The 22,611-nt window shown below is 63.1% G+C and carries 21 protein-coding genes; 16 read left to right on the top strand and 5 right to left on the bottom strand.

Annotation, left to right across the window (positions count from 1 at the left end):
- The first annotated feature begins 37 nt into the window (after positions 1 to 37).
- The 14 genes from BDK88_RS13235 to BDK88_RS13170 all read left to right on the top strand — a co-directional run bounded on the left by BDK88_RS13235 (position 38) and on the right by BDK88_RS13170 (position 15,828).
- On the top strand, positions 38 to 841 hold the full coding sequence (locus BDK88_RS13235) for a hypothetical protein (protein WP_130500831.1): 804 nt from the start codon (positions 38 to 40) through the stop codon (positions 839 to 841).
- Between the two features lie 199 nt (positions 842 to 1,040).
- Positions 1,041 to 1,964 (top strand): substrate-binding domain-containing protein, encoded by a 924-nt coding sequence (locus BDK88_RS13230; RefSeq protein WP_130500830.1) that lies wholly within the window; start codon positions 1,041 to 1,043, stop codon positions 1,962 to 1,964.
- Positions 1,965 to 2,007: 43 nt separating this feature from the next.
- Complete coding sequence (locus tag BDK88_RS13225; RefSeq protein ID WP_130500829.1) at positions 2,008 to 2,679, top strand: ABC transporter permease; 672 nt, start codon at positions 2,008 to 2,010, stop codon at positions 2,677 to 2,679.
- 67 nt (positions 2,680 to 2,746) lie between these two features.
- On the top strand, positions 2,747 to 3,550 hold the full coding sequence (locus BDK88_RS13220; RefSeq protein ID WP_130500828.1) for an amino acid ABC transporter ATP-binding protein: 804 nt from the start codon (positions 2,747 to 2,749) through the stop codon (positions 3,548 to 3,550).
- Positions 3,551 to 3,591: 41 nt separating this feature from the next.
- The gene (locus BDK88_RS13215) at positions 3,592 to 4,329 is read left to right on the top strand and encodes a TOBE domain-containing protein (protein ID WP_130501051.1); all 738 of its coding nucleotides are present in this window, start codon (positions 3,592 to 3,594) and stop codon (positions 4,327 to 4,329) included.
- Between the two features lie 100 nt (positions 4,330 to 4,429).
- Positions 4,430 to 4,873 carry a universal stress protein gene (locus BDK88_RS13210; protein ID WP_130500827.1) on the top strand — a complete coding sequence of 148 codons (444 nt, stop codon included), beginning with the start codon at positions 4,430 to 4,432 and terminating at the stop codon, positions 4,871 to 4,873.
- 161 nt (positions 4,874 to 5,034) lie between these two features.
- The gene (locus BDK88_RS13205; RefSeq protein ID WP_130500826.1) at positions 5,035 to 5,535 is read left to right on the top strand and encodes a universal stress protein; all 501 of its coding nucleotides are present in this window, start codon (positions 5,035 to 5,037) and stop codon (positions 5,533 to 5,535) included.
- Positions 5,536 to 5,673: 138 nt separating this feature from the next.
- Positions 5,674 to 7,665, top strand: coding sequence for an acetate--CoA ligase (gene acs / locus BDK88_RS13200; RefSeq protein ID WP_130500825.1), 1,992 nt, complete (start codon positions 5,674 to 5,676; stop codon positions 7,663 to 7,665).
- Between the two features lie 125 nt (positions 7,666 to 7,790).
- Entirely contained in the window at positions 7,791 to 10,007 is a 2,217-nt protein-coding gene (locus BDK88_RS13195; RefSeq protein WP_130500824.1) for a bacterio-opsin activator domain-containing protein, read from the top strand.
- A 338-nt stretch (positions 10,008 to 10,345) separates the two neighbouring features.
- Positions 10,346 to 12,322: an acetate--CoA ligase gene (acs, locus tag BDK88_RS13190; RefSeq protein ID WP_130500823.1), complete on the top strand. Its 1,977-nt coding sequence runs from the start codon at positions 10,346 to 10,348 to the stop codon at positions 12,320 to 12,322.
- Positions 12,323 to 12,377: 55 nt separating this feature from the next.
- A complete protein-coding gene (locus BDK88_RS13185) occupies positions 12,378 to 12,824 on the top strand; it encodes a DUF4212 domain-containing protein (protein ID WP_130500822.1) in 447 nt (148 codons plus the stop codon).
- Positions 12,821 to 14,506, top strand: a complete 1,686-nt coding sequence (locus tag BDK88_RS13180) for a sodium:solute symporter family transporter (RefSeq protein ID WP_130500821.1) — start codon at positions 12,821 to 12,823, stop codon at positions 14,504 to 14,506. The genes BDK88_RS13185 and BDK88_RS13180 overlap by 4 nt, the downstream gene beginning before the upstream one ends.
- A gap of 4 nt (positions 14,507 to 14,510) precedes the next feature.
- Positions 14,511 to 14,972, top strand: coding sequence for a universal stress protein (locus tag BDK88_RS13175; protein ID WP_130500820.1), 462 nt, complete (start codon positions 14,511 to 14,513; stop codon positions 14,970 to 14,972).
- A 424-nt stretch (positions 14,973 to 15,396) separates the two neighbouring features.
- Complete coding sequence (locus BDK88_RS13170) at positions 15,397 to 15,828, top strand: hypothetical protein (RefSeq protein ID WP_130500819.1); 432 nt, start codon at positions 15,397 to 15,399, stop codon at positions 15,826 to 15,828.
- 360 nt (positions 15,829 to 16,188) lie between these two features.
- Here the strand turns inward: BDK88_RS13170 and BDK88_RS13165 are convergent, their stop codons facing one another.
- The 4 genes from BDK88_RS13165 to BDK88_RS13150 all read right to left on the bottom strand — a co-directional run bounded on the left by BDK88_RS13165 (position 16,189) and on the right by BDK88_RS13150 (position 18,606).
- Positions 16,189 to 16,404, bottom strand: a complete 216-nt coding sequence (locus tag BDK88_RS13165) for a hypothetical protein (RefSeq protein WP_130500818.1) — start codon at positions 16,402 to 16,404, stop codon at positions 16,189 to 16,191.
- A 92-nt stretch (positions 16,405 to 16,496) separates the two neighbouring features.
- Positions 16,497 to 16,862: a cupin domain-containing protein gene (locus BDK88_RS13160; RefSeq protein ID WP_130500817.1), complete on the bottom strand. Its 366-nt coding sequence runs from the start codon at positions 16,860 to 16,862 to the stop codon at positions 16,497 to 16,499.
- A gap of 52 nt (positions 16,863 to 16,914) precedes the next feature.
- Positions 16,915 to 17,391, bottom strand: coding sequence for a cupin domain-containing protein (locus BDK88_RS13155; protein ID WP_130500816.1), 477 nt, complete (start codon positions 17,389 to 17,391; stop codon positions 16,915 to 16,917).
- A 57-nt stretch (positions 17,392 to 17,448) separates the two neighbouring features.
- Positions 17,449 to 18,606 carry a LolA family protein gene (locus tag BDK88_RS13150; RefSeq protein ID WP_130500815.1) on the bottom strand — a complete coding sequence of 386 codons (1,158 nt, stop codon included), beginning with the start codon at positions 18,604 to 18,606 and terminating at the stop codon, positions 17,449 to 17,451.
- A 101-nt stretch (positions 18,607 to 18,707) separates the two neighbouring features.
- Here BDK88_RS13150 and BDK88_RS13145 point away from each other — a divergent pair, with 101 nt between their 5' ends.
- Both BDK88_RS13145 and BDK88_RS13140 read left to right on the top strand, forming a co-directional pair.
- Positions 18,708 to 19,898, top strand: coding sequence for a M24 family metallopeptidase (locus tag BDK88_RS13145; RefSeq protein ID WP_130500814.1), 1,191 nt, complete (start codon positions 18,708 to 18,710; stop codon positions 19,896 to 19,898).
- Positions 19,899 to 19,997: 99 nt separating this feature from the next.
- Complete coding sequence (locus BDK88_RS13140) at positions 19,998 to 21,401, top strand: FAD-dependent oxidoreductase (RefSeq protein ID WP_130500813.1); 1,404 nt, start codon at positions 19,998 to 20,000, stop codon at positions 21,399 to 21,401.
- Positions 21,402 to 21,531: 130 nt separating this feature from the next.
- On the opposite strand, the gene BDK88_RS13135 is transcribed toward BDK88_RS13140, so the two are convergent.
- Positions 21,532 to 22,542, bottom strand: coding sequence for an aldo/keto reductase (locus BDK88_RS13135; protein ID WP_130500812.1), 1,011 nt, complete (start codon positions 22,540 to 22,542; stop codon positions 21,532 to 21,534).
- Between the last annotated feature and the right edge of the window lie 69 nt (positions 22,543 to 22,611).

The following is a 22,611-nucleotide window of genomic DNA, read 5'->3' as shown; positions in this document are numbered from 1 at the left end:
ACACGACGAGCAGCGCAGCGAGATCGGGAGATCACGCATGACCGACTCGAAACTCCAGGACCGAGTGCAGGAGGTACTGACCGAGGCCGACGCCTCGAGTGGCTCGCTCGTCGCCGGCGATGGCGACGACGGGGCAGCCGAGACAGCGTTGCTCGAGACCGCAACCGAGGCGAGCGACCTCCTCGAGTCGGCCGACCCCGACGAGTTGCTTACAGCAGTCGGCTTAGACACACTCGACGATGGAACCGAACCGGGTTCGATCCCCGAGGCTATCGCCCTGGGTAAGCAGGAGCACGTCGCGGACCTCCAGCGGTTGCTCCGACTCGCAACCCTTGCCGATCGTGCCGACGAGGACTGCCTTGAAGTGGCAGTCAGCGACCTCCGGGAGACGATCGGCGAACGGACAGCATCGGCTGCCGAAGCCGAAGAACATGGTGTCGGCGGGGATCGATCGGACGAGTTAGCGGCCGACGAAAGTGACGATGCGGAGGAGACGGCCGCCGATCTCGAGGATCGCCTTCGATCGTCGATGCAGCCCTCGTTCGAGCAGTTCGGCGACGACATTCGGCAGCTCAAAGCGCGACTCGAGACGGCGAATGCCGGCACACCCAGTCGTGAAGGTTCCGACGCCGACGCTGCGGACGATGCTACGGCCGAAGCAGACGACGCCGACGCTGCGGACGACGGGGATCTCGTGGAAACCGGACGTGGCGGCGATCGGAACCGCGGAACGGCGTCGGGCAGTCCGACGCGCCACTCCACGATGGCACCGCCGCCGTCGGAGCGAGCGGACATGCGGGGGACTGGGCGATACTCGACGATGCCGGACAAACACGAGTAGCTGGTGTGGGGATTCGAGACGAACGCCGTCGTGGCGGTCGCACAGGTCGGGTAGCGCTCTGCCGGTGGCTTCCGGCCGTGTCGGTCAGCGTGCGTAACCAGAAGCCGTTATCTTTCTCCTCAAATCGGGCGCTCGAGCGAACGACGTAACCATTTGTGCCCCAACATTTATACAACTGCGATTCATCGTTGTTTCCGGTATGGAATATCGACGGCGAGAGTTTTTAGGGGCAGGTGCGACTGGGCTCACGGCGGCCATCGCGGGCTGTCTGAATAGCAGCAACGACGGCAACGAGGGGTCGATCGCTGGAGCGGAACTCGCGCTTGCAACGACCACGAGTACGTACGACACGGGACTGCTCGACGAGATCAACGCCGAGTTTCAGGACCGGTTCGGGGTGCAAGTCGCGGCAAACGCACAAGGGACGGGGCAAGCGATCGAGTCCGCTCGGAACGGAAACGCAGACGTGATCCTCGTCCACGCGCGCTCACAAGAAGACGAGTTCATGCGGGACGGCTACGGTGTCAATCGTCGGGACCTGATGTTCAACGACTTCGTGGTCGTCGGTCCGAGCGACGACCCAGCTGGCGTGGGCAATACCGAACAGGCGACGGCCGCATTCGAGGCCATCGCCAACACACAAGCGACGTTCGCCTCCCGCGGCGACGACTCGGGGACTCACACCAAAGAAAAAGTGATCTGGTCCGAAACCGGTATCGAGCCAAGCGGCGAGTGGTACCAGGAAACCGGCAGCGGCATGGGGAATACGTTGACTGTCGCGGATGAATCGAGCGCGTATACGCTCGCCGACCGGGGCACCTATCTCTCGATGCAGGATAACATCGATCTCGAGATTCTGCTTCAGGGCCCGATCGAGGGTGGACCGGAACTGCTCTCGAACCCCTACGGGATCATGGCGGTCAACCCCGAGATCCACGACAACGTCAACTACCAGCTCGCGATGGCCTACATCGGCTTCTTTACTAGCCCCGAGGGACAGGAGCTCATCGCGAACTACACTGCGAACGACCAGCAGTTGTTCTTCCCGGAGGCGCTGTCGGAAGATCCGGACTTCCAGCAGTACGTCCCGGAGGACTGGCAGCCGGATTCGGGCGGCGAGTGATCGCCGGGTTCACAGACCAGCCACACGGACAGATCACCAACTGATGCCATTCGAACCGATCGCCGAACCGAACTATCTCCGGAGTGTCATTCGCGTCTCGCTGACGGTGAGTCTGACGGCCATCTTCGTGAGTACGCTGGTGAGCCTGCCGGTCGCGTTCCTCATCGGCTTTGCCGACTTCCGTGGGAAGCGCCTCGTGACGGCGATCATCAATACGGGAATGGGCTTTCCAAGCGTTGCCGTCGGACTGTTCGTCCTGCTATTTATTTCGACCGACGGCCCGCTCGGATCGCTGGACCTCGTCTACACGCCGGAGGCGATGATCATCTCGCAGTGTATCCTCGCCGCGCCGGTGATCACGGGCGTCGCGCTTTCGGCAGTCGAGAGTGTCGACGACGCGGTTCGCGATACCGCCTACGGCGTGGGTGGGACCCGGACGGACGTGGCGCTTATCACACTCAAAGAGGCGCGCTACGGCGTTATAACTGGAATTCTCGCCGGCTTCGGACGGGCAATCAGCGAAGTCGGGTCAGTCCTCATCGTCGGCGGGAACATCGCCTACGCCGACGGTACGTCGAAGACCCGTACCATCACGACCGCAATCACGTTCGAGACGCGGCGAGGCGAGTTCGAGACGGCGCTGGCGCTCGGTGCCGTCTTGATCGTCCTCGTCTTGCTCGTCAACGGAATCGTCATGCGACTCGGTGGTCGATAATCATGAGACGGACGAACGACCGCTCCTCGAGACGACTGTGGCCGATCGACACAGAGGTGACCAGCCAATGAACCTCGAACTCGAGGACGTCTCCTACGGCGTCGACGGCACCGACATCCTGACGGAGATCTCGCTTGCGCTCGAGTCAGGCGAAATCATGACGATTATCGGCCCCTCGGGGGCCGGCAAGACGACGCTGTTGCGGCTGGCTGCCCTGTTCGAGCAGCCGACCGGCGGCACGATTCGCTACGACGGGACCGACCCCTGGGCGCTGTCACGGGACGACCGGCTCGTGATCCGTCGCCGGATCGGCATGGTCTTCCAGCAGGCAAGCCTGTTCGATGCGCCGGTTGCGCGTAACGTCGATATCGGGCGACGGGTTCGGTGGCCGTGGCCGCGGCGGATTCGAGGATTCCTCGAACGACTCCTCCCTCGCCGGGTTACTGGCTCGCCGGCCGTCGATGAACGGACGCTCGAGGCCCTCGAACTGGTCGGGCTCCGTGATGCGTGGGATCGCGATCCGGCGTCGCTGTCCGGCGGCGAAGCACAGCGGGTGTCGTTTGCCCGCGCGATCGCAGCGGAGCCCGAAGTGCTGGTGCTTGACGAACCGACATCGGATCTCGACCCGCGGAACACGGCCATCCTCGAGCGGGCGATCGAGCGCTCTCGCGAGCGCGATCACGGGGTCTTGCTCGCGACCCACGACATGCATCAGGCCAAGCGGGTTTCGGATCGCGTCGCCTTCCTGCTCGAGGGGGAACTGGTCGAGGTCGGCCCGCCGGGCCAGGTCTTCGAGAACCCGCGAGACGAGCGAACCGCGCGGTTCGTCCGCGGCGATCTGTTGTACGATGATAACGAACTTCCCGCCTGACCGCGAACACCTCCGTGAGCGGAGCGCCGCCGACTGAGATCATGGAAAAAGCGTTCGACCCCTACCTACGGATCGACGACGTGACCGTCGATCGAAGCGACATCGAGATGTTGCGCGCGATCGACGATTGTGGCTCGCTGTCGGGTGCGGCAGACACCCTCGAGCGATCCTATCCGCGCCTCCAGCAGCGGGTGGTGGCGCTCGAGGAGTCGATCGGCCCGCTGGTCGAGCGGACTCGCGGGGGTGCCGACGGTGGTGGGAGTTCCCTGACGGAGACGGCACGAGAGCTGCTGGTGCGGTTCGATCGGCTGGTCGCGGCCTACGAGGGCGTCGCGCGCGTCGACGAGACGGTCTTGTCGGGATCGGTGGTCGACCGCGACGGCGAACTCGCGACCGTCGAGACGTCCGTCGGTGCGGTACTGGCGGTCGCCCCGGCCGACGCCGCACGCGTGGCCGTGACGATCCGTTCCGATGCGGTCAGTCTGCATGCACCCAGTGAGGTGCCACGGGCCGAGGGAACCAGCGTCCGCAACCGGTTTTCGGGTACCATCACGTGGCTCGATACCGGTGATGCCGTCGTGCGGGTGGGAATTGAACTCGAGCGTGACACAAACGGCGATGGGGCCGACCCACCAGAACTCGTGGCGCTTGTCACCCGCCAGAGCGTCGAGACGTTAGGGCTCGAGCCCGGCCGATCGATCGTCGCCTCGGTGAAGGCAACGGCGGCGCGGGGGATCGCACGGGACGAGTTGGACGCCGTTTCGACCGACGCAAACTGATCGGACTGTCGGGACCGTTGGGTTCGATATCGCCTCGAGCAGTCGTGTGATACCCGGTCGGAGCCACAGCCCTTTCTCGCGGGGGCACCTATTACCACGTATGTACGATTCGATTCTGGTCGCAACTGACGGCAGCGAGACGGCGACGACTGCGGTCGACTACGCGCTCGCGCTCGCAGCGCAGTTCGACTCGCCACTGTACGGTATCGCCGTCGCCGACGACCGGACCGACTACGACACGGGGATCGTCGATCCCGACGAGGCCCTGCAACACCTTCGAAAGCGGGCCACAGACTGGCTCGAGACGGTCGAATCGAAAGCGGCTGACGCCGACGTGGCCGTCGAGACGGTGGTTCGGACCGGCGTCCCCCACGAAGAGATTCTCGCGTACGCAAGCGAGAACGACATCGACGTGATCGTCGTCGGTGCCCGGGGTCGCTCGTCGCTCAAGGGGGCACTGCTCGGCAGCACCATCGATAGGGTCGTCAGGGTCGCCGATCGGACGGTACTGGTCGTCGGTGACGACGATGTCCGGGACCAGTGATACGGACGACTGGACGTCAGTTCCGACACACCCGCATGACGGGCTGTAGGTGCGCTGGGACATAGTGACAGAATCCGTATGAGTGTCAGACAGTACTCGAAACCGAGTCCCCGTTTGCTGGAGGGAGAACATTTACGTCCGCTGTCGTATGACATACCCCTATGTCATTGCTCGTTCCCTTCGACGGGTCGGAGTTGGCCATGAACGCACTCGAGCGCGCCTCCACGTTCGGTGATCTCCTCGACGAAGAAGTCGTCGTTCTGACGGTCATTCCGGACGACGAGGAGTACGCACGGGATCGCGGCTGGATCACGCAGGGCGAACCGTTCGATCCGGAGGCGATTGCCGCAGGTATGCAGACCCGCGCCAAAGAGGTCGCACCGGAAGCGACCGTCCGCTCCGAGCGAGTCAGTTCCGACGAGCCGACCGCAACATCGACGACGAACGTCGTCCGCGAGATCCGACGGGTCGCCGGCGACCTCGAGGCGTCGGTCGTCTTCATCGGTTCCGAGAACGCGGGCTCGGTCATCGCTCCCCAGTCGAGCGTCGGCAGTCCGGTCGCAAACGACCAGCGGTACGACGTCTACGTCGTCCGCGAACCCGGCGACGAGGGCGATTCAGCGGACCGCTCGGATATCGATTCCACCCAGAGCGGATTCTGAGCCCAACGGCACTTGGTCGCCCTGCCGTGGGCCGGACACGATTTAACCGACCGTTTCAGTGATTGCACCGGCGCGTCTCACTGCGCGGTGGTCCAGAGGAACGTTTATTCCTCTGACCGACCACGTTTCGAACGATACATGGTCGAACGAAACGGGCGGAGCCACGAGACCTCGACACCGTCAGGCTCCACCCTCAGTCCTCCCGACTCGTTCGTCGAGCAGGCGAACGTCTCGGATCCGGCGATTCACGAGCGCTTCGAGACGAACTGGCCGGACTGCTGGACGCGTGCGGCCGACCTCCTCTCGTGGGACGACCCCTACGACACCGTCCTCGAGGACGACGACGCCCCCTTCTACCGCTGGTTTTCCGATGGCCGACTGAACGCCGCCTACAACTGTCTGGACCGTCATCTCGAGTCGGGTCGGAAAAATCACGCCGCGATCCGCTGGGAGGGCAAGCAAGGCGAGCGCCGGACCTACACCTATCGGGACCTCTACGTCGAAGTTAACGAGTTCGCAGCAGCACTGCGCGAGCTGGGTGTCGAAGAGGACGACGTCGTGACGATCTATCTGCCGATGATCCCCGAACTGCCGATCGCGATGCTGGCGTGTGCCCGGATCGGTGCACCTCACAGTGTCGTCTTCGCCGGCCTCTCTGCGGACGCGCTCGCGACGCGGATGGACGCCGCAAACAGCGAGTTTCTGATCACCTGCGACGGCTACTACCGGCGTGGTGATGCCTTCAACCAGAAGAGCAAAGCCGATAACGCCCGTATCGGCCTCGAGCAGGACGTCCGGACGGTCGTCGTCGATCGGCTCGGCGAGGATATGCCACACGTTCTCGGCGACGACGAGTGGGACTACCACGAGCTGTGTGACGAGTTCGCAGGCGAGACGGTCGAGCCGGTGTCACGCAACGCCGAAGATATGCTGTTTCTGATGTATACCTCGGGAACGACTGGCCAGCCGAAAGGCGTCGTTCACTCGACGGGCGGCTATCTCGCCCACGTCGCGTGGACGAGCCATGCGGTCCTCGATATCAAACCCGAGGACACCTACTGGTGTGCGGCCGACATCGGCTGGATTACGGGCCACTCTTACATCGTCTACGGGCCGCTTGCGCTCGGGACGACGACAGTCATGTACGAAGGGACGCCCGACTATCCCGACCGGGATCGACTCTGGGAGATCGTCGATCGCAACGCCGTCGACGTCTTCTACACCGCGCCGACGGCGGTCCGCGCGTTCATGAAATGGGGCTCTGATTATCCTGGCCGACACGATCTCTCCTCGCTGCGGTTGCTCGGTACTGTTGGCGAGCCGATCAGTCCCCGTCCCTGGAACTGGTACCGCGAGCATATCGGCGGCGGCGATTGTCCCGTCGTCGATACGTGGTGGCAGACCGAGACCGGCGCAGTGGCGATCTCGACGCTGCCGGGCGTCGACGAGATGAAACCCGGCTCGGCCGGCCCGCCGCTGCCAGGCCTCGACGCTCGCGTGATCGACTCCCAGGGAGAGGCGGTTGAACCCGGCGAAACCGGCTATCTCACGATCGCTCGTCCGTGGCCGGGGATGGCCCGGACACTGTATGACGGCGACGAGCGGTTCGTCACCGAGTACTGGCAGCGCTTTTCCGATCCCGATGCCGACGAGTGGCGCTACTTCAGCGGCGACACGGCCCGGGTCGACGAGGACGGCTACATCACTGTCCTCGGCCGCGTCGACGACGTCATCAACGTCTCCGGCCATCGGCTCGGCACGATGGAGATCGAGGGCGCGATCGCCGACGTCGATGGCGTCGCCGAGGCCGCCGTCGTCGGTCGCTCGAACGAGACCGGCAACACCGAGATCTACGCCTATGTCAGCACCGAACGCGAACGCGAGCCGGATGCGAGCATCCGTGCTGCCATCCTCGAGAGCATCGAGGCAGCGATCGGCCCGATCGCTCGCCCCGCCGAGGTGATCTTCACGCCGGAACTGCCCAAGACCCGCTCGGGCAAGATCATGCGCCGCCTGCTCGAGGACGTCGCCAACGGCGAGGAGCTCGGGGACACGAGCGCACTCCGGAATCCCGAGATCGTCGGTGAGATTCAGGCCGAGGTCGGGGACGGCAGCCATTCCCGCCAGTAACGTTTCGTAAACTCAGATAGTCCGAAATCAATCCGGGTCGTGATTTCTGACTGATCTCGATTACTCCTCACGAGCGCCGGGAAGAGGCGATACAATTATGTTCGCGAAACCAAAAGGACCGAACTATGAGCCTCGAGCAGGGGATGGGAGCGATACTCAGGAGCCAGGAGTACGAGTCGCTTCTCGACGCTGCCGAGACCTACCGCGAGGCGCTGGTGATCCGCCTCTGTGCCGACGTCGGCCTTCGGCCGGCGGAGCTCACGCGGCTCACGATCGACGACATCGAGCAGGTACGGATCGATCCACCACGGTATCTCGTCCGGGTTCCGACCGAGGACGGTGGACGGGATCGAACCGCGTATCTGCCGACGCGTGTCGAACGCGAACTCCGGCGATACGCACGGAGTAACGGGCTCTCGACCGATGACCGGATTTTCTCGGTGACGCCTCGCCGGCTCCAGATGCTGGTCTCCGATGTCGCCGAGCGAGCAAGCGAGCTGTTTAACGACCCTGGCCTCGCCGACCTCTCGACGAGCGATCTCCGACAGTACTTCGCCCACACTGCCTTGGTCGAACACGACGTCAATCCCCGCGTCGTCAAGACAGCGGGCGGCTGGCGCAGTTTCGAGGCCCTCGAGTCCTATTTACCCGAGCCGACCGACACCGAAATCGTCGACGCCTTCGACGCCGTCGAGCGGCCGTCGGGCCCCGGACACGACCGATCCGGCGGCCAGTCGGGGCCAGTGATCGGCGACGACAGCGTCATTCGCCTTTTACTGGCGGCAAGCGATCGGTACGCGTTGCTTCGGCTCGATTCGGATGGCTACGTCGAGCGCTGGAATCGGAGCGCAGCGGCCATGTTTGGGTACCGAGCCGGTGAGATCGTCGGCACGCACGTCTCGACGTTCTATCCCGACGCCGCCGTCGAGGACGGCGCGCCCGAACGAGCGCTGTCGACGGCCATCGAGGAGTCCGGCACCGAGACCGAGGGGTGGCGCATCCACAAGGACGGCTCACAGTTTCGCGCGACCGAGGTCATCTCGCCGCTGCGGGACGATCAGGGCCGTCACCGGGGGTTTGCCGTCTTCGTCCGCGATGTCACGGTCGCCCACGAGGACCTCGCGACCGCTCGCGAAAAGCGAGACGAACTCGATCGACTGTACGCGGTCGCGCGCCGTCATCGAGACGTCACGCACGCGTTACTAGATTCAACAGATCACGAAGAGATCGAAACGTCGACCTGTACCGCCCTCACCGACGGCACGGCCTACGAGTTCGCGTGGATCGACCGCGCGACGATGTCGGACCACCGTCGGGAGTGGCGTGCATCCAGCGGACTCGAGCCTGACGCAGTCGAGCGCGTCCTCCCTGAGGAATGGGACAACGAGCCAGCCACCGGTCCCGACGGCGCGGATTCGGCGACGGCGGCCCAGGCCGGGGACCGGACGGTCCTCGTCGCAACCGACGTGACGGCATCGCTCGAGGACGACACGTTCGAGGGGGCCGTCGCGCGAGTCCCGCTTGCCTACGGCGATACCGTCTACGGGCTCCTCTCGGTCGCGACCGAGCGCCCGGGGGCGTTCGGCGACGACGAGCGGGCCTGGCTCTCGACGATCGGCCGGCACGTCGGCTACGCGATCGCCGCTATCCGCCGGCGAAACCTCCTGTTGTCCGACCGCGTGACGGAACTCGAGGTCGTCTGTCGCGACGAACGGTCGTTCTTCGTCGACGCATCACAACGGCTCGACTGTCGCTTTGAACTCGACTCGCTGGTCCCGATCGACGAGTCGACCCAGCTCTACTACGTCCGTCTCGAGGGGGCGTCACCGGCTGATGTCTTCGAACTCGCCGAGGACGACCCCGGTATCGATGACTGTCGGCTGGTCGAAACCGACGAGGACGGCTGGCGTGTCGAGTTCGTTATCGACGGCTCCTGTCCGATCGTCACGCTGACGGAGTACGGCGTCACCGTCCGCGAGGCGGTCTTCGAGGACGGGACGGGGACGATCACCGGCGACTGTGCAGTCGATGCGGATATTCGGACGATCCTCGACGGCCTTCGATCCGTGTTTCCGGACTCAGAACTGGTCGGGAAACGCGAGACCGAACGAACCGTCCAGACTGCCCGCGAGTTCCGGGAAGGACTCGAAGATCGCCTGACGGACCGCCAGGAGGCGGCGCTTCGCGCGGCGTATTTCGGCGGCTACTACGACTGGCCCAGAGAGAGCACGGCCGAGGAGGTCGCGGACGCGATGGGTGTCTCCTCACCCACGCTGCACAATCACCTGCGAAAGGGCCAACACGAGTTGCTTCGAACGTTCTTGGACGATCCAGACGGTTAGACCGTCCGTTCACGAGACACTGCCGGCAGTTCGGGATCGCGCGACTGTGGTGGGAGGCGTTGGCGCGTACTGTTCGATTTGAGACTAAGTCTCTAGATCCGTCGTTCGATTCGGTATCACTGACGCTCGATATGGTACCGACTGGCACGCACGAGATGCCAGCTTGACATCGAGTGACTCGTCGCACCACCGATTTCACCCCGTTTTTCGCGTGTGAGGGCTGCCTATCACCCCCTAATATAGTCAATATTCCCTATGTCACCCCGCGTGTATCGGGTCGATTTTGCACAACTAGAGGCCGCCTTTACTATGGTAGTCGATAATTGACTGGGTGTACCATGTCACAGGACAATGCCGATCTCGAGGCACGACTCGCGGAGCAGGACACGTTCGAGCCGCCCAAGTCGTTCGTCGAGCAGGCAAATATCACTGACCCTGGGATCTACGAGGAGTTTGAGGAGAATTGGCCGGGCTGCTGGGAGCGTGCGGCCGATCTCCTCTCGTGGGACGAAGAGTACGACGCTGTCCTCGACGACGGCGACGCGCCGTTCTACGAGTGGTTTACCAACGGCGAACTCAACGCCTCGTACAACTGTCTCGACCGGCACGTAGAGGACGGTGCCGGCGACAACGTCGCGATCGAGTGGGAAGGCGAACTCGGCGAGACGCGCACCTACACCTACGAGGAACTGCTGGACGAAGTCGAAGACACCGCCGCGATGCTGCGCGGCCTCGGCGTCGAAGAGGACGACATCGTCACGCTGTACATGCCGATGATTCCGGAGCTGCCGATCGCGATGCTGGCGTGTGCCCGCATCGGCGCTCCCCACAGCGTTGTCTTCGCCGGCTTCTCGGCGGACGCACTCGCAACCCGGATGAACTCGGCCGACAGCGAATACCTCATCACCTGCGACGGCTACTACCGCCGCGGGGACGCGCTCGATCACATCTCGAAGACCAACGAGGGCCTCGAGGGTGTCGAACACGAGGTCTCCGACGTCGTTGTCGTCGACCGACTGGGCGACGATCTCGACCACGAGCTCGCGGACAACCAGCACGACTACGACGACCTCGTCGCCGAGTACGAGGGGTCGACGGTCGAGCCGGTCGCACGCGATTCCGAGGACATGCTGTTCCTGATGTACACCTCGGGCACGACCGGCCAGCCGAAGGGTGTCAAACACACCACCGGCGGCTATCTCGCCTATAGTGCCTGGACGAGCCACGCCGTCCTCGACATCGAGGCCGACGACACCTACTGGTGTTCGGCCGACATCGGCTGGATCACGGGCCACTCCTACATCGTCTACGGGCCACTCGCACTGGGTACCACCAGCGTCATGTACGAGGGCACGCCGGACTACCCCGACAAGGACCGCATGTGGGAGATCGTCGAGAAAAACGAGGTCGACATCTTCTACACCGCACCGACCGCGATCCGCGCGTTCATGAAGTGGGGCGAGGAGTACCCCGCCCAACACGACCTCTCGAGCCTGCGCCTGCTCGGGACCGTCGGGGAGCCGATCAACCCACGCGCGTGGAAGTGGTACTACAAGCACATCGGTAACGAGGAGTGCCCGATCGTCGACACGTGGTGGCAGACCGAAACCGGCGGCATGATGATCACGACGCTGCCCGGTGTCTGTGAGATGAAACCCGGCTCCGCCGGGCCGCCGCTGCCGGGCATCGACGCACAGGTCGTCGACGCCAACGGCGAGGAAGTCGACGCCGGGCAGGCCGGCTACGTCACGGTCAACAACCCGTGGCCCGGCATGCTCCGGACCCTCTACGACAACGACGAGCGGTTCATCCAGGAATACTGGGATGAGTACTCCGACGAGGAAGCCGACGAGTGGGTCTACTTCCCCGAAGACGGCGCGAAGATCGACGAGGACGATTACATCACCATCCTCGGCCGGGTCGACGACGTGATCAACGTCTCCGGTCACCGGCTGGGCACGATGGAGATCGAGTCGGCTGTCGTCGGCGTCGAAGGCGTCGCCGAAGCCGCCGTCGTCGGTGGCGACCACGAGGTCAAAGGCGAGGCCGTCTACGTCTACGCCATCCCCGAAGACGGCTACGAGGGTGGCGAGGAACTCGAGGGGCGCGCCGCCGAGGCAATCCTCGACTCCATCGGTCCGATCGCCAAGCCAGAGGAAATCGTCTTTACACACGAGCTGCCCAAGACGCGCTCGGGCAAGATCATGCGCCGCCTGCTCGAGGACATCGCGAGTGGCAACGAGCTCGGGAACACCTCGACGCTGCGTAACCCGGATGTCGTCGACGACATCGCGGAGCAGGTCTCGACCGACTAACCAACCCATATCTTTTTAAGATAACAAACAAGTCAATAACACGATTCGTCACAATATGCCAGATAATAACAGCCACAATTCGACTGACAAACAGATCGAAACGGACGGGGGGGTGGCCGGACAACCAGGCCAGTCCCACCGAAATACCGACTACCTCAGTGCGGAGATCAACCTGCTGAACCCGAGTACGCCGTTCATGCGCGATCACCTGCGTGTGATCTGGACCGGCTTTATCGCCTGGTTGGTTCTCGTGTTCGGCCCTGTGTTCGCAACGATCGTGGCACCGGGCGTGATGACCTCGCCGATTCCGGTCATCGAGTTCCCACTGCACTACTTCCTGGTGGCCTTCTGTGCCCCATCCGGTGCGCTGGTCCTCTCGGCGTGGTACGCCCGCAAGCGCGATCAGCTGGACGCGAAGTACGGCATCGACCACTCGGAGCCGACGGGAACGGCCGGCAGCGCCGAAGACGCCGCGGCCACTGACGGAGGTGTCGACCAATGACGGGCACGGGAACCCTCCTGCAGTCGGGCCTGCTACCGCAGGGAATGGACGTCTCGTTCAAACTTGCACCGGCTGTCCTCGTTTTGGGGATGCTTGCGATCTTCCTCCTGATCGGCTTCGTGTTCCGCGTGGCCGACACGGAGGACATGTGGGTCGCGGGCCGGTCGATCGGGAACATCGAGAACGGGATGGCGATCGGGGCCAACTGGATGTCGGCCGCATCCTACCTCGGGATGGCGGCACTGATCGCCCTCTCGGGCTTTTACGGACTTGCCTTCGTCGTCGGCTGGACGACGGGATACTTCATCCTGCTCATCTTCATGGCCGCACAGATGCGCCGGTTCGGGAAGTACACCGCACCGGACTTCGTCGGCGACCGATTCAACTCTGACACCGCACGTGGCATCGCAGCAATCACGGCGTTCCTCATCGCGTTCGTCTACGCGATCGGGCAGGCCCGCGGGATGGCCCTTGTCGGCCTGTACATCTTCGGCGACATCGGCTTCGCCGGGCTCAGCGGCTACCAGGCGATGGTCATCGTCATGATGACCATTACGGTCCTCTACCTCACCCTCTCGGGCATGATGGGTGCGACCAAGAACATGGCCGTCCAGTACGTCATCCTTATCGGTGCCTTCCTGGCCGGCATGTACGTGGTCGGCTGGACGCAGGGCTACTCAACGGTGCTCCCGCAGATCGAATACGGGATGCTGATCAGTGAACTCGGCACCGAGTTCAGCGAACCGTTCGCAACCGCCAGCCCGTACCTCTGGATCGCGACGTGTTTCTCGCTGGTCGTCGGGACCTGCGGACTCCCACACGTCCTGGTCCGCTTCTACACGGTTGAAAACGAACGAACTGCCCGCTGGTCGACCGTGACCGGGCTGTTCTTCATCCTCCTGCTGTACCTCGGTGCGCCGGCGTACACGGCCTTCGGTGTGCGGCTGTTCGACGTGAACCCCAACACTGCGACGACGTACGCCGCAGAGGGTGGCATGTCCGCAGCAACTGCCGACGTTCTCGTCGTGGTCGCCGCACAGTTCGCGAACCTTCCACAGTGGTTCGTCGGCTTCGTGGCTGCTGGCGGGATCGCCGCCGCGATCGCGACGACTGCCGGATTGTTCATCACCGGCTCCTCGGCGGTCTCCCACGACATCTACGTGAACCTCATCAATGAGGACGCGACGCAGCGCCAGCAGATCCTCGTCGGTCGGCTGGGCATCGTCGCCCTGGGCGTCCTGACCACGCTGGCTGCACTCGACCCCGCAGCACCGATCGGTGCACTGGTGTCCTACGCGTTCTCGCTGGCCGGCACGGTGCTGTTCCCGATGTTCTTCCTCGGTCTCTGGTGGGAGAACACGAACCGTCAGGGCGCACTCGCCGGGATGCTCACTGGCTTGACCATCTGGTTCATCCCGATGATCAACGAAGTCTTGCCCACGTACATCAGCAACGGTGAGCCGTACGTGGCCGCACTCGCACAGTGGCTGCCGGCGATCGGCTCGGCGCTCATCGGCGTTCCGGTCGTCTTCGCCGTCACCATCATCGTCTCCGTGATGACCGACGAACCGTCGCTCGAGACCAAGAAGATGGTCCGACAGTGTCACAGCCCCGAACCAATGGGCCAGCAGCAGTCTGCAGAAGACGTCGTGACCGACGGCGGCGAACCCCTTGACGACTAAGACAATGTACGAGAAAATACTCGTTCCGACAGACGGCAGCGAAACGTCCGAAGCGGCAGTCGAGCACGCGGTCGACCTCGCTGAAAAGTATCGGGCCGAAGTACACGCCCTGTACGTGGTCGATACCGACTCGATGAGTCTCAGTCTCGGGGCTGAACAGCTCGATCGTATCGAACAGGGTCACTTCGGCGAGATGACCGAGATCAAAGACCGTGCCGACAGCGCCACCGGCTTCGTCGCCGACCGCGCCGCCGAACACGGCCTCGAGACCGTCGAGCACGTCTCAGCGGGCAAACCTCACTCGCTGATCGAGGACTACGTCGAGGACAACGACATCGACCTCGTCGTCATGGGATCGCACGGCCGTTCAGGCATCAAGCGTGCGTTGCTCGGCAGCGTCGCCGAACGAACGCTTCGTAGCGTGACGGCACCAGTGATGGTCGTCGATAGCCGCGACTCGGCATAGACGCAGCGTTTTTCACGGTTTTATTCGACCGCAATACGTCTATTTTCGACTGAAATAATTTGTAGCTGTTAATTCGGACCCGATCGAACTGCGCGGCTGGAAGTCTGGTTACTGCCGATGGAGAACCTGTGCTGTCCAGTCGTCTGACTCGGCTACCCTCGGCACTCAGTTGCGACGGCTTTTGCTTATCAGTAGATAGTAGCGCGGCTTCTGTATCCAGAATTACGTCCGAAACCAAGCCGACAAATCCGGTCACTGCACGTGCGAACTGATCGCTGAAATTCTTTCCAGTTGTAGATGATGTTTATAAGGTCGTGCAGGATACAGAACGCATATCTTCAACGGCCAATCGCTCAGATTTGGCGAGAACGAATGAGTCTGGTCAGAGCACAGGTTTATCAGTTATTCATTTGAGAAAGGCAATATGGGAAAATGTGCGAGATGCGGGACGGAGGATGCAAACCCACCTAAACACAATAGACATCTTGATTACGAGTATTGTGATGAGTGCCAAGAGATGTTCGATTCGGTATGGGAGAACGGTGTCGTAGTTCGGAGTCGGCACTCAAATCGTGCTTTCGATGATCTTCCGTATGAGGTTTCTATTAGGGCAGATGATGTTAATACCACGGAAAACTGGCGCGACAAACGTAATCCACAGAATCAAGTAGAAGCACTTGGTGAAGCAAAGAAAGCCATGGAAACTTATGATTTACCAGGCCTGTTCATATATCAAAAAACAGGTTCAGTTTGGTTGATAGATGAATATCTTGAAACTCATCCGAAAATCCGCGGGGACGTGGAAGACTACAATGATTCATCTGGTGGCGGATTCCTATCAAACATACTCTTTTAATTATCAAATTCAATTAATTTTGTTGGTAGAACTCTCTGAGTCTCGCAGTACGTTTCTGCCAGACACTTGGTAGCTTATTGGTGACCTCGGTAACTCCTCATCCTGTACTGAACGCGGGTTTCACGAGCTGCGCTGAATAACAAAACCGTATTACCAACGACTGTTATCGGAACGACTGAATCGCGTTACACACCGATCGCATCGTCCGCGGTTCTCGCTCCGAACCGCACTCCTATCGTGCGGCCGGTGTGCAGTGACGTTCAGTGGCTACGATAGCCGATCGGAAAACCGTCTTTGGCGGCACGACTCGCTGACAAAACCTCGTCTGGTGTCGCTCCCGACTGCAACCGACAGCGGTCACTACTGTGTTTGTTTCGCGGCTTCGAAACTCCAGACGAGCCCGAAGTACGCGACGATCCCTGCGGCCATGAACATATAGCGGGCCCAGTCTGGCCCATCGAGGAGACGGACGATGAGATCGACCCCCGTCACCCAGAGGATTGCAAAGACCAGATCCGTTAACATTCCCCATCGCTCTTCGCGGGCCGTTTGAATCCACTCGCGAACACCTGTCATCGAACCATCACCCGGCTCGTAACGTTGTCCATTGTGCGACTGTTTCGCAGGGCCACGGAAAAAGCCTATCGGCGTCTCACGATTCCGATCGGCTACTGTTCGTAGAACTCATCGACTTCGGCTGCCGGAAACGACGGCGTTGCGGCGGAGACGTACTCGAGCGGTCGGTCACCGGTGTTCTCGAGGCTGTGTTCGGTGTTTGACGGAATATGCACGAGATCGCCGGCCGCAACTGTGCGCTCGTCGTCGCCGACGGTCATAATGCCAGTGCCGGAGAGGATGACGTAGACCTGTTCCGGGTCGTGTTCGTGTCTCACTTGCCGTGCCCCCGGTTCGACATCGACCCAGGTAATCGTCAGGTCAGTCTCCGAGACCTCGTGCTGTGAGTGGAGGATGTGAGAAACCAGCCCGTCGTTGCGAGTGAGTGCCGGCGCATCGGATTTGTTCACTTTTCTCATATTGGTAGAGAATCATGTATGGGATATAAATTTTCAGGAGCCGACACTATCGTCACTCCTCCCAGTACTCGGTCTCGTCGTCGATGTGGTAGTAGCCCTCGAGCGTCCGTTCTCCGCGGCCGCCCGGCGGTGAGCCGACGAAGACGCCGAACTTGTCCATTTCCGGATAGACAGTGACGTCCGGCTCGTTCATCGTCGAAATCGCGAGATATCGAAGTGGCTCCTCGCTGTCGTTGAGAACTCGGTGCCCGCCACTTTCGTTCGCCGGGAGCGTGACGTAATCGCCGGCCGTCAGCTCTACGAGGCCCGTTTCGGCCTTGAGTTTGCCCTTGCCCGCCAGCACGTAGAGCGCCTCCTCGTTGGCCGTGTGGTAGTGATAGGGCCACGAGCACATTCCCGGCGAGAGTTCATACAGGCTACACCCGAGGTCGGCTGCATCGACGGCGCTCGAGAGTTCCTTCCGACGAAACGTCGTCTCGTCGGGGTCGTACGTTTTCCAGTCGACGGTCGCTTCGTTCGTCTTCTCCATCCCACGACTAGTTGTCCCTTCGGTCACATATTACTGCGGGCCAGTCCCGGCGCACCATCAGGGACAGCCGATCGACGACGCGATCTCGAGCAGCGGCGCGTCGTCGGTGAGACTCGAGACCTCGTAGCTCACGTCATCACAGGTCCAGAACACGCTTTGAATCCCCCCATCGCGACGGTAGGCCGTGTGGCCATCGATCTCGATCGCCTCGAGGACGTCGGGGCTGAACCGCTGGACTTCCCGGACGGCCACGTAGAGTTCGCGTGCGACCACGTTCGGATCGTTGTACCACAACGTCGTCGTCGTCCCGAACCGCTCGGCCTTCTCGACGACGGTGACTCGATCGAGGGTGTACGACGCTGGGACTGCTGGCTCCGGCAGATTATACGGAGCGACGGCTTCGGCAGCCGCTTGCGACTCGAAGACGCCCAACGGCTTGCGCCCGTCGGTGACGACGGTCGCGTCGTTCGGTGGCTGGTACGTGAACGTTCCCGGCTCGAGCCCTTTGTCGATCACGAGATCCTCGTACGTGACGGTCAGCCTGTGGCGGACCTCGCCGTCGATACTGACCGTGTTTCGCTCCCTGATCGGATACCGGTACTCGTCGTCGATCCAGACCTCCCGGGAGACGTCCATTGCGTCGGGATCGCCGGTCGCCCGGAGTGGGACGACGAAGGTCGTCTCCCCGACGACGAGGTCGACCGCTGGGCCGATGTCCTCGACCGGCGGCTTCGTCTCGACGACGTGTGCCTCGCGGCCGTCGACGGTCTCGACGCCGTCGTAGCCCAGCCGGGACTCTTCGAGCAGGCTCTCGAGGACGAGTCGCGTCCGATCGGTGTCGACTTTGTTCGGATGATACTGTTTATCGACGACGTCCTCGGATGGGTCGTACTCCCACGTCGTGGCCCGGTTGGTCACGGTCACAGCGCCGGCCGGGACGTCGGGATCGCTCGACTCGAGGACGTCGATGCGCTGTTTGGCCGGCGGTTGGCGTGCAATCTGCTCGATTCTCTCGACGGTCTCGTCGGGTGTTTCGACCGTCATGGTCCGACGGGCCTGCAGGTCGGTCATGTGGCGGCGCGTCTCGATGGCGTCGCGAACGAGGGTTTCGCTTTCGGGGGGCTCAGTTCCGGACGGCTCGTCGTCACCCGGATAGCTCACACAGCCGGCAAGTGCAGCCGTGACACCCACAGCGAGGAGCCGCCGACGATTCATACGCGGGAGATTACCATCTCTAATGATAAGTGTGTGGGTTCGATCAGTCGATGATGGCCGTGACCCTCGGTGTTTTGTGCGCGGCTCGCACACGTCCAGTCATGAACGTCGATGCTGATCTCGCCGCACTTCGGGAGTTTCTCGCAGCTAACGGGCTGGATGGCTACCTGATCGACGACGACGCCTCGGATTCCGACCAGCGGTACGTCTCGGGGTTTACTGCACCGGACCCCTACCAGACACTCGTCACGCAGGAGGGTGTCTCTCTGCTCGTCTCCGGACTCGAGTACGGCCGCGCGACCGCCGAGGCGAACGCGGACTCGGTTACGCGACGGGCCGCCTACGACTACCAGCAACTAGTGGCCGAGCACGGCCAGTACGAGGGGCGGATTCAGACGATCGCGGCCTTTCTCGCGGATCACAACGTCGCCTCGATCGCCGTGCCACAGGGTTTTCCGACGGGAACCGCCGACGGCCTCCGCGAACACGGCCTTACGATGACGGTCGAATCCGAGGGGATCGTGACTGACATCCGCGCGACGAAAACCGACTGGGAACTCGAGCAGATCCGGGCGAGCCAGCGGGCCAACGAGGCTGCGATGGCCCGCGCCGAGGAACTGATCGCCACCGCCGACATCGAGGACGGAATCCTCGTCTACGACGGCGACCCGCTCACCAGCGAACGCGTCACAGAGGAGATCGAAATCACCCTGTTGCGCCACGGCTGTTCGTTGGACGAGACGATCGTCGCCTGCGGGGCTGACGCCGCGGATCCCCACGACCGGGGCAGCGGGCCGCTCGCAGCCGACGAGCTGATCGTGATCGATATCTTCCCCCGAGACAAGGAGACGGGCTACCACGCCGACATGACTCGCACGTTCGCCCGCGGCGATCCCGGCGCGGCGGCCCGTCGGCGCTACGAGGTCACCCGCGAGGCCTACGACGCTGCCCTCGAGGCCGTCGAGGCTGGCGTCACCGGCGCTGCCGTCCACGGCGCGGCCTGCGATGTGATCGAAGACGCAGGCTACGCGACGCTGCGGAGCGATCCGAACACGGAGACGGGCTTCATCCACAGCACCGGCCACGGCGTTGGCCTCGACGTCCACGAACAGCCAAGCGTCTCACCGGCCGGCGGCGAGTTGCAGCCGGGCCACGTGATTTCGATCGAGCCCGGCATCTACGATCCCGCAGTCGGCGGCGTTCGTATCGAAGACCTGGTCGTCGTCACCGAGGACGGCTACGAGAACCTGACGACGTACCGCGTCGGCCTCGAGCCGACGGCCGGCGAGTGACCGTAGACGGGAGCAGCGGACCCTGACCGTTGCCGGGCTGGCGGTGACGTTCCAGAGCGACTATCAGGTGTCGCGCAGCTACGTGATAGGGTACGAGGAATGACGCTGGCCAACATCGCACGATACGACGAGCGGCGAGCACCATCCATCGGTCAGCGGGCAGTCGTCGTCGGCGGGAGCGTGGCGGGACTCTGTGCGGCACGGGTTCTCCGCGATTCGTTTGCCGAAGTAGTGGTCCTCGAGCGCGACGAGATTCCCAACACGCCAGTGGCCCGCGAGGGGGCACCACAGACGAGCCAGCCACACGCGATGCTCGAGGCCGGGCGGACGACACTCGAGGACTTCTTTCCGGGATTCGGGAACGCGATTCAGTCCGCCGGCGGGCTGCAGCTCGATATGAGCAAAGACTTCGTATGGTACGAGCAGGGAGGGGCCGTCGCGGAGGCGACTGCCGAACTGCCTGCCCTCTATGCGAGCCGGCCCCTGTTCGAGCACGTCATCCGCGAGCGGGTCCGGGAGTTCGACGAGGTCCAGTTACGCGGCGGGTGTCGCGTCCTCGGCTACGAACACGACACCGAGACGGAACGGGTGACGGGAGTACGATTCCGCGACGAGAACGGGCAAGAGACCACTCTCGAGGCACCGCTCGTGGTCGACGCGACCGGCCGACAGAGTCGAACCCCGACGTGGCTCGAGGCGCACGGGTATCCGGTGCCCGATGTCGACGCGGTCGAGATCGACGTCACCTACAGCACCGTCCGGATCGACCGACCGCCGGCGGTCCGGGGTGGCGTGCTCGTCGCACCGGAGCCCCATCGGCCACGCGGTGCGGCGATGCTCCCAATCGAGGACGATCAGTGGGAGGTGATCCTGCAGGGGATTCACGGCGAACAGGCCCCGGCCGACCGCGAGACGGTCCTCGAGTGGGCCGAGACGTTACCGCGGGACGAAATCGGTCGTCGGCTCCGCGAACAGGAGTGGGTCTCTGGGACGTCGCGGTATCCGTTTCCATCCAGCATCCGGCGACACTACGCTTCCCTCGACCGGTTCCCGAAGGGGTTGGTCGTCACGGGCGACGCTCTCGCCAGCTTCAATCCGATCTACGGACAGGGGATGTCGGTCGCCACACTGGACGCACTCGCGTTGCATCACGAACTCGAAGCCGGGTTCGAGGGCCTTGGGTCGCGATTCTTCCGCCGGACGGACGAAATCATCGACGAGGCGTGGAAGATCGCTGTGGGAAAGGATTTCATGTTCGATGAGACGACGGGACCGAAGCCGTTCGGGACCGATCTCTTCAATACGTACGTCGCTCGCCTCCTCCGGCGGGCCCACGACGACGGCAACCTCACCGAGGCGTTCTTCCGCGTGTTCCGACTGGAGCGGTCGGCAACCAGTCTCCTCCGTCCGAGCGTCGTCTGGCGCGTGCTCCGCCCGCGGTTCGGATCGACGACGGCGAACGGCTCCGAGACAGCACCCGCCTCGTCCTCGATGAGAGACTGACACCGACCCCTGTCCGTCGAAGACGGATCGCCGGTTCGACGTCAGGTGACGGGAGCCGCGTACTGGTGCCGTCCCTCGTATGCAGACGCAGAATCGAATCTTGTTTGGCGGAGGGACAACCCGTCGACACTTAGCGATAGCCGTCGTCGTCCCCACCACGCGCGTCGTCGATCCGGGCGAACTGCTCGTCGCTCAACTCGAGGTCGACCGCGCCGACGTTCTCTTCGAGTTGGGCCGGGGTGCGTGCGCCGACGATCGGCACGCAGGTGAATCGATCCTGGTCCATTAGCCATCGCAGGGAGACCTGTGCGGGCGTGGCGTCGAGGTCGTCCGCGACGGACTCGACGGCCTCGAGGACCTCCCAGGCAGTGTCGCTCGTATAGCGATCCTCGAACAGGTCGGTGAGGCTGGCTCGCGAGCCGTCCGGCGCGACGACGGTGCCGTCCTCAGCGCGCTCGTATTTGCCGGTGAGGAAGCCACCGGCAAGCGGCGAGTACGGACAGACCGCGAGATCCTGGTCCGCACAGACATCGAGGTAGTCGCCGACGTCGTCCGTATTGGCCGCGTTGAACATCGGCTGGGTCACGTCGAACCGCTCGAGGCCCTCCACGTCGCTTTCCCACAGCGCCTTGGTGAGCTTCCAGGCGGCCATGCTCGAGGCCCCCAGATAGTTGACTTTCCCCTCGCGAACGAGGTCGGTGAGCGTCCGCAGGGTCTCTTCGATCGGTGTGTCGTCGTCCCAGCGGTGGATGTAGTACAGATCGAGGTAGTCGGTCCCCAGTCGCTCTAAGGTGCCCTCGATCTGGGCGCGGATGTGCTTGCGTCCGAGTCCGGAGTCGTTCGGCCCGGGTTCGCCCCAGCCATCGAAGGGGAAGTAGACTTTCGAGGCGATGACGAAGTCCTCGCGGTCGTGGTCTGCGAGCCACTCGCCGATCCACTCCTCGCTGGTGCCGTCGGGATCGCCGTAGACGTTGGCCGTATCGATGAAGTTGATCCCGTGGTCCCAGGCGGCGTCGAGAAGGTCGTGGGCCTCATCGCGGCCTGTTTCGACGACGCCACCGGTCTCGCGACCGAAGCGCCAGGTGCCGAAGCAGAGTTTCGAGACGGTCGTGCCCGTGTTGCCGAGCGTGGTATACTCCATGGAAGCGGGTTCGGCGGCGACCGCTAAAACGGGTTTGGAAGCGGTGATCGCGCGCCAGCAGGCCGGTCG

This window comes from Natrinema hispanicum (assembly GCF_004217335.1).
Lineage (GTDB): Archaea > Halobacteriota > Halobacteria > Halobacteriales > Natrialbaceae > Natrinema > Natrinema hispanicum.
The sequence above is the reverse complement of the archived record's forward strand: the minus strand, read 5'-3'. Positions and strand labels throughout refer to the sequence as shown.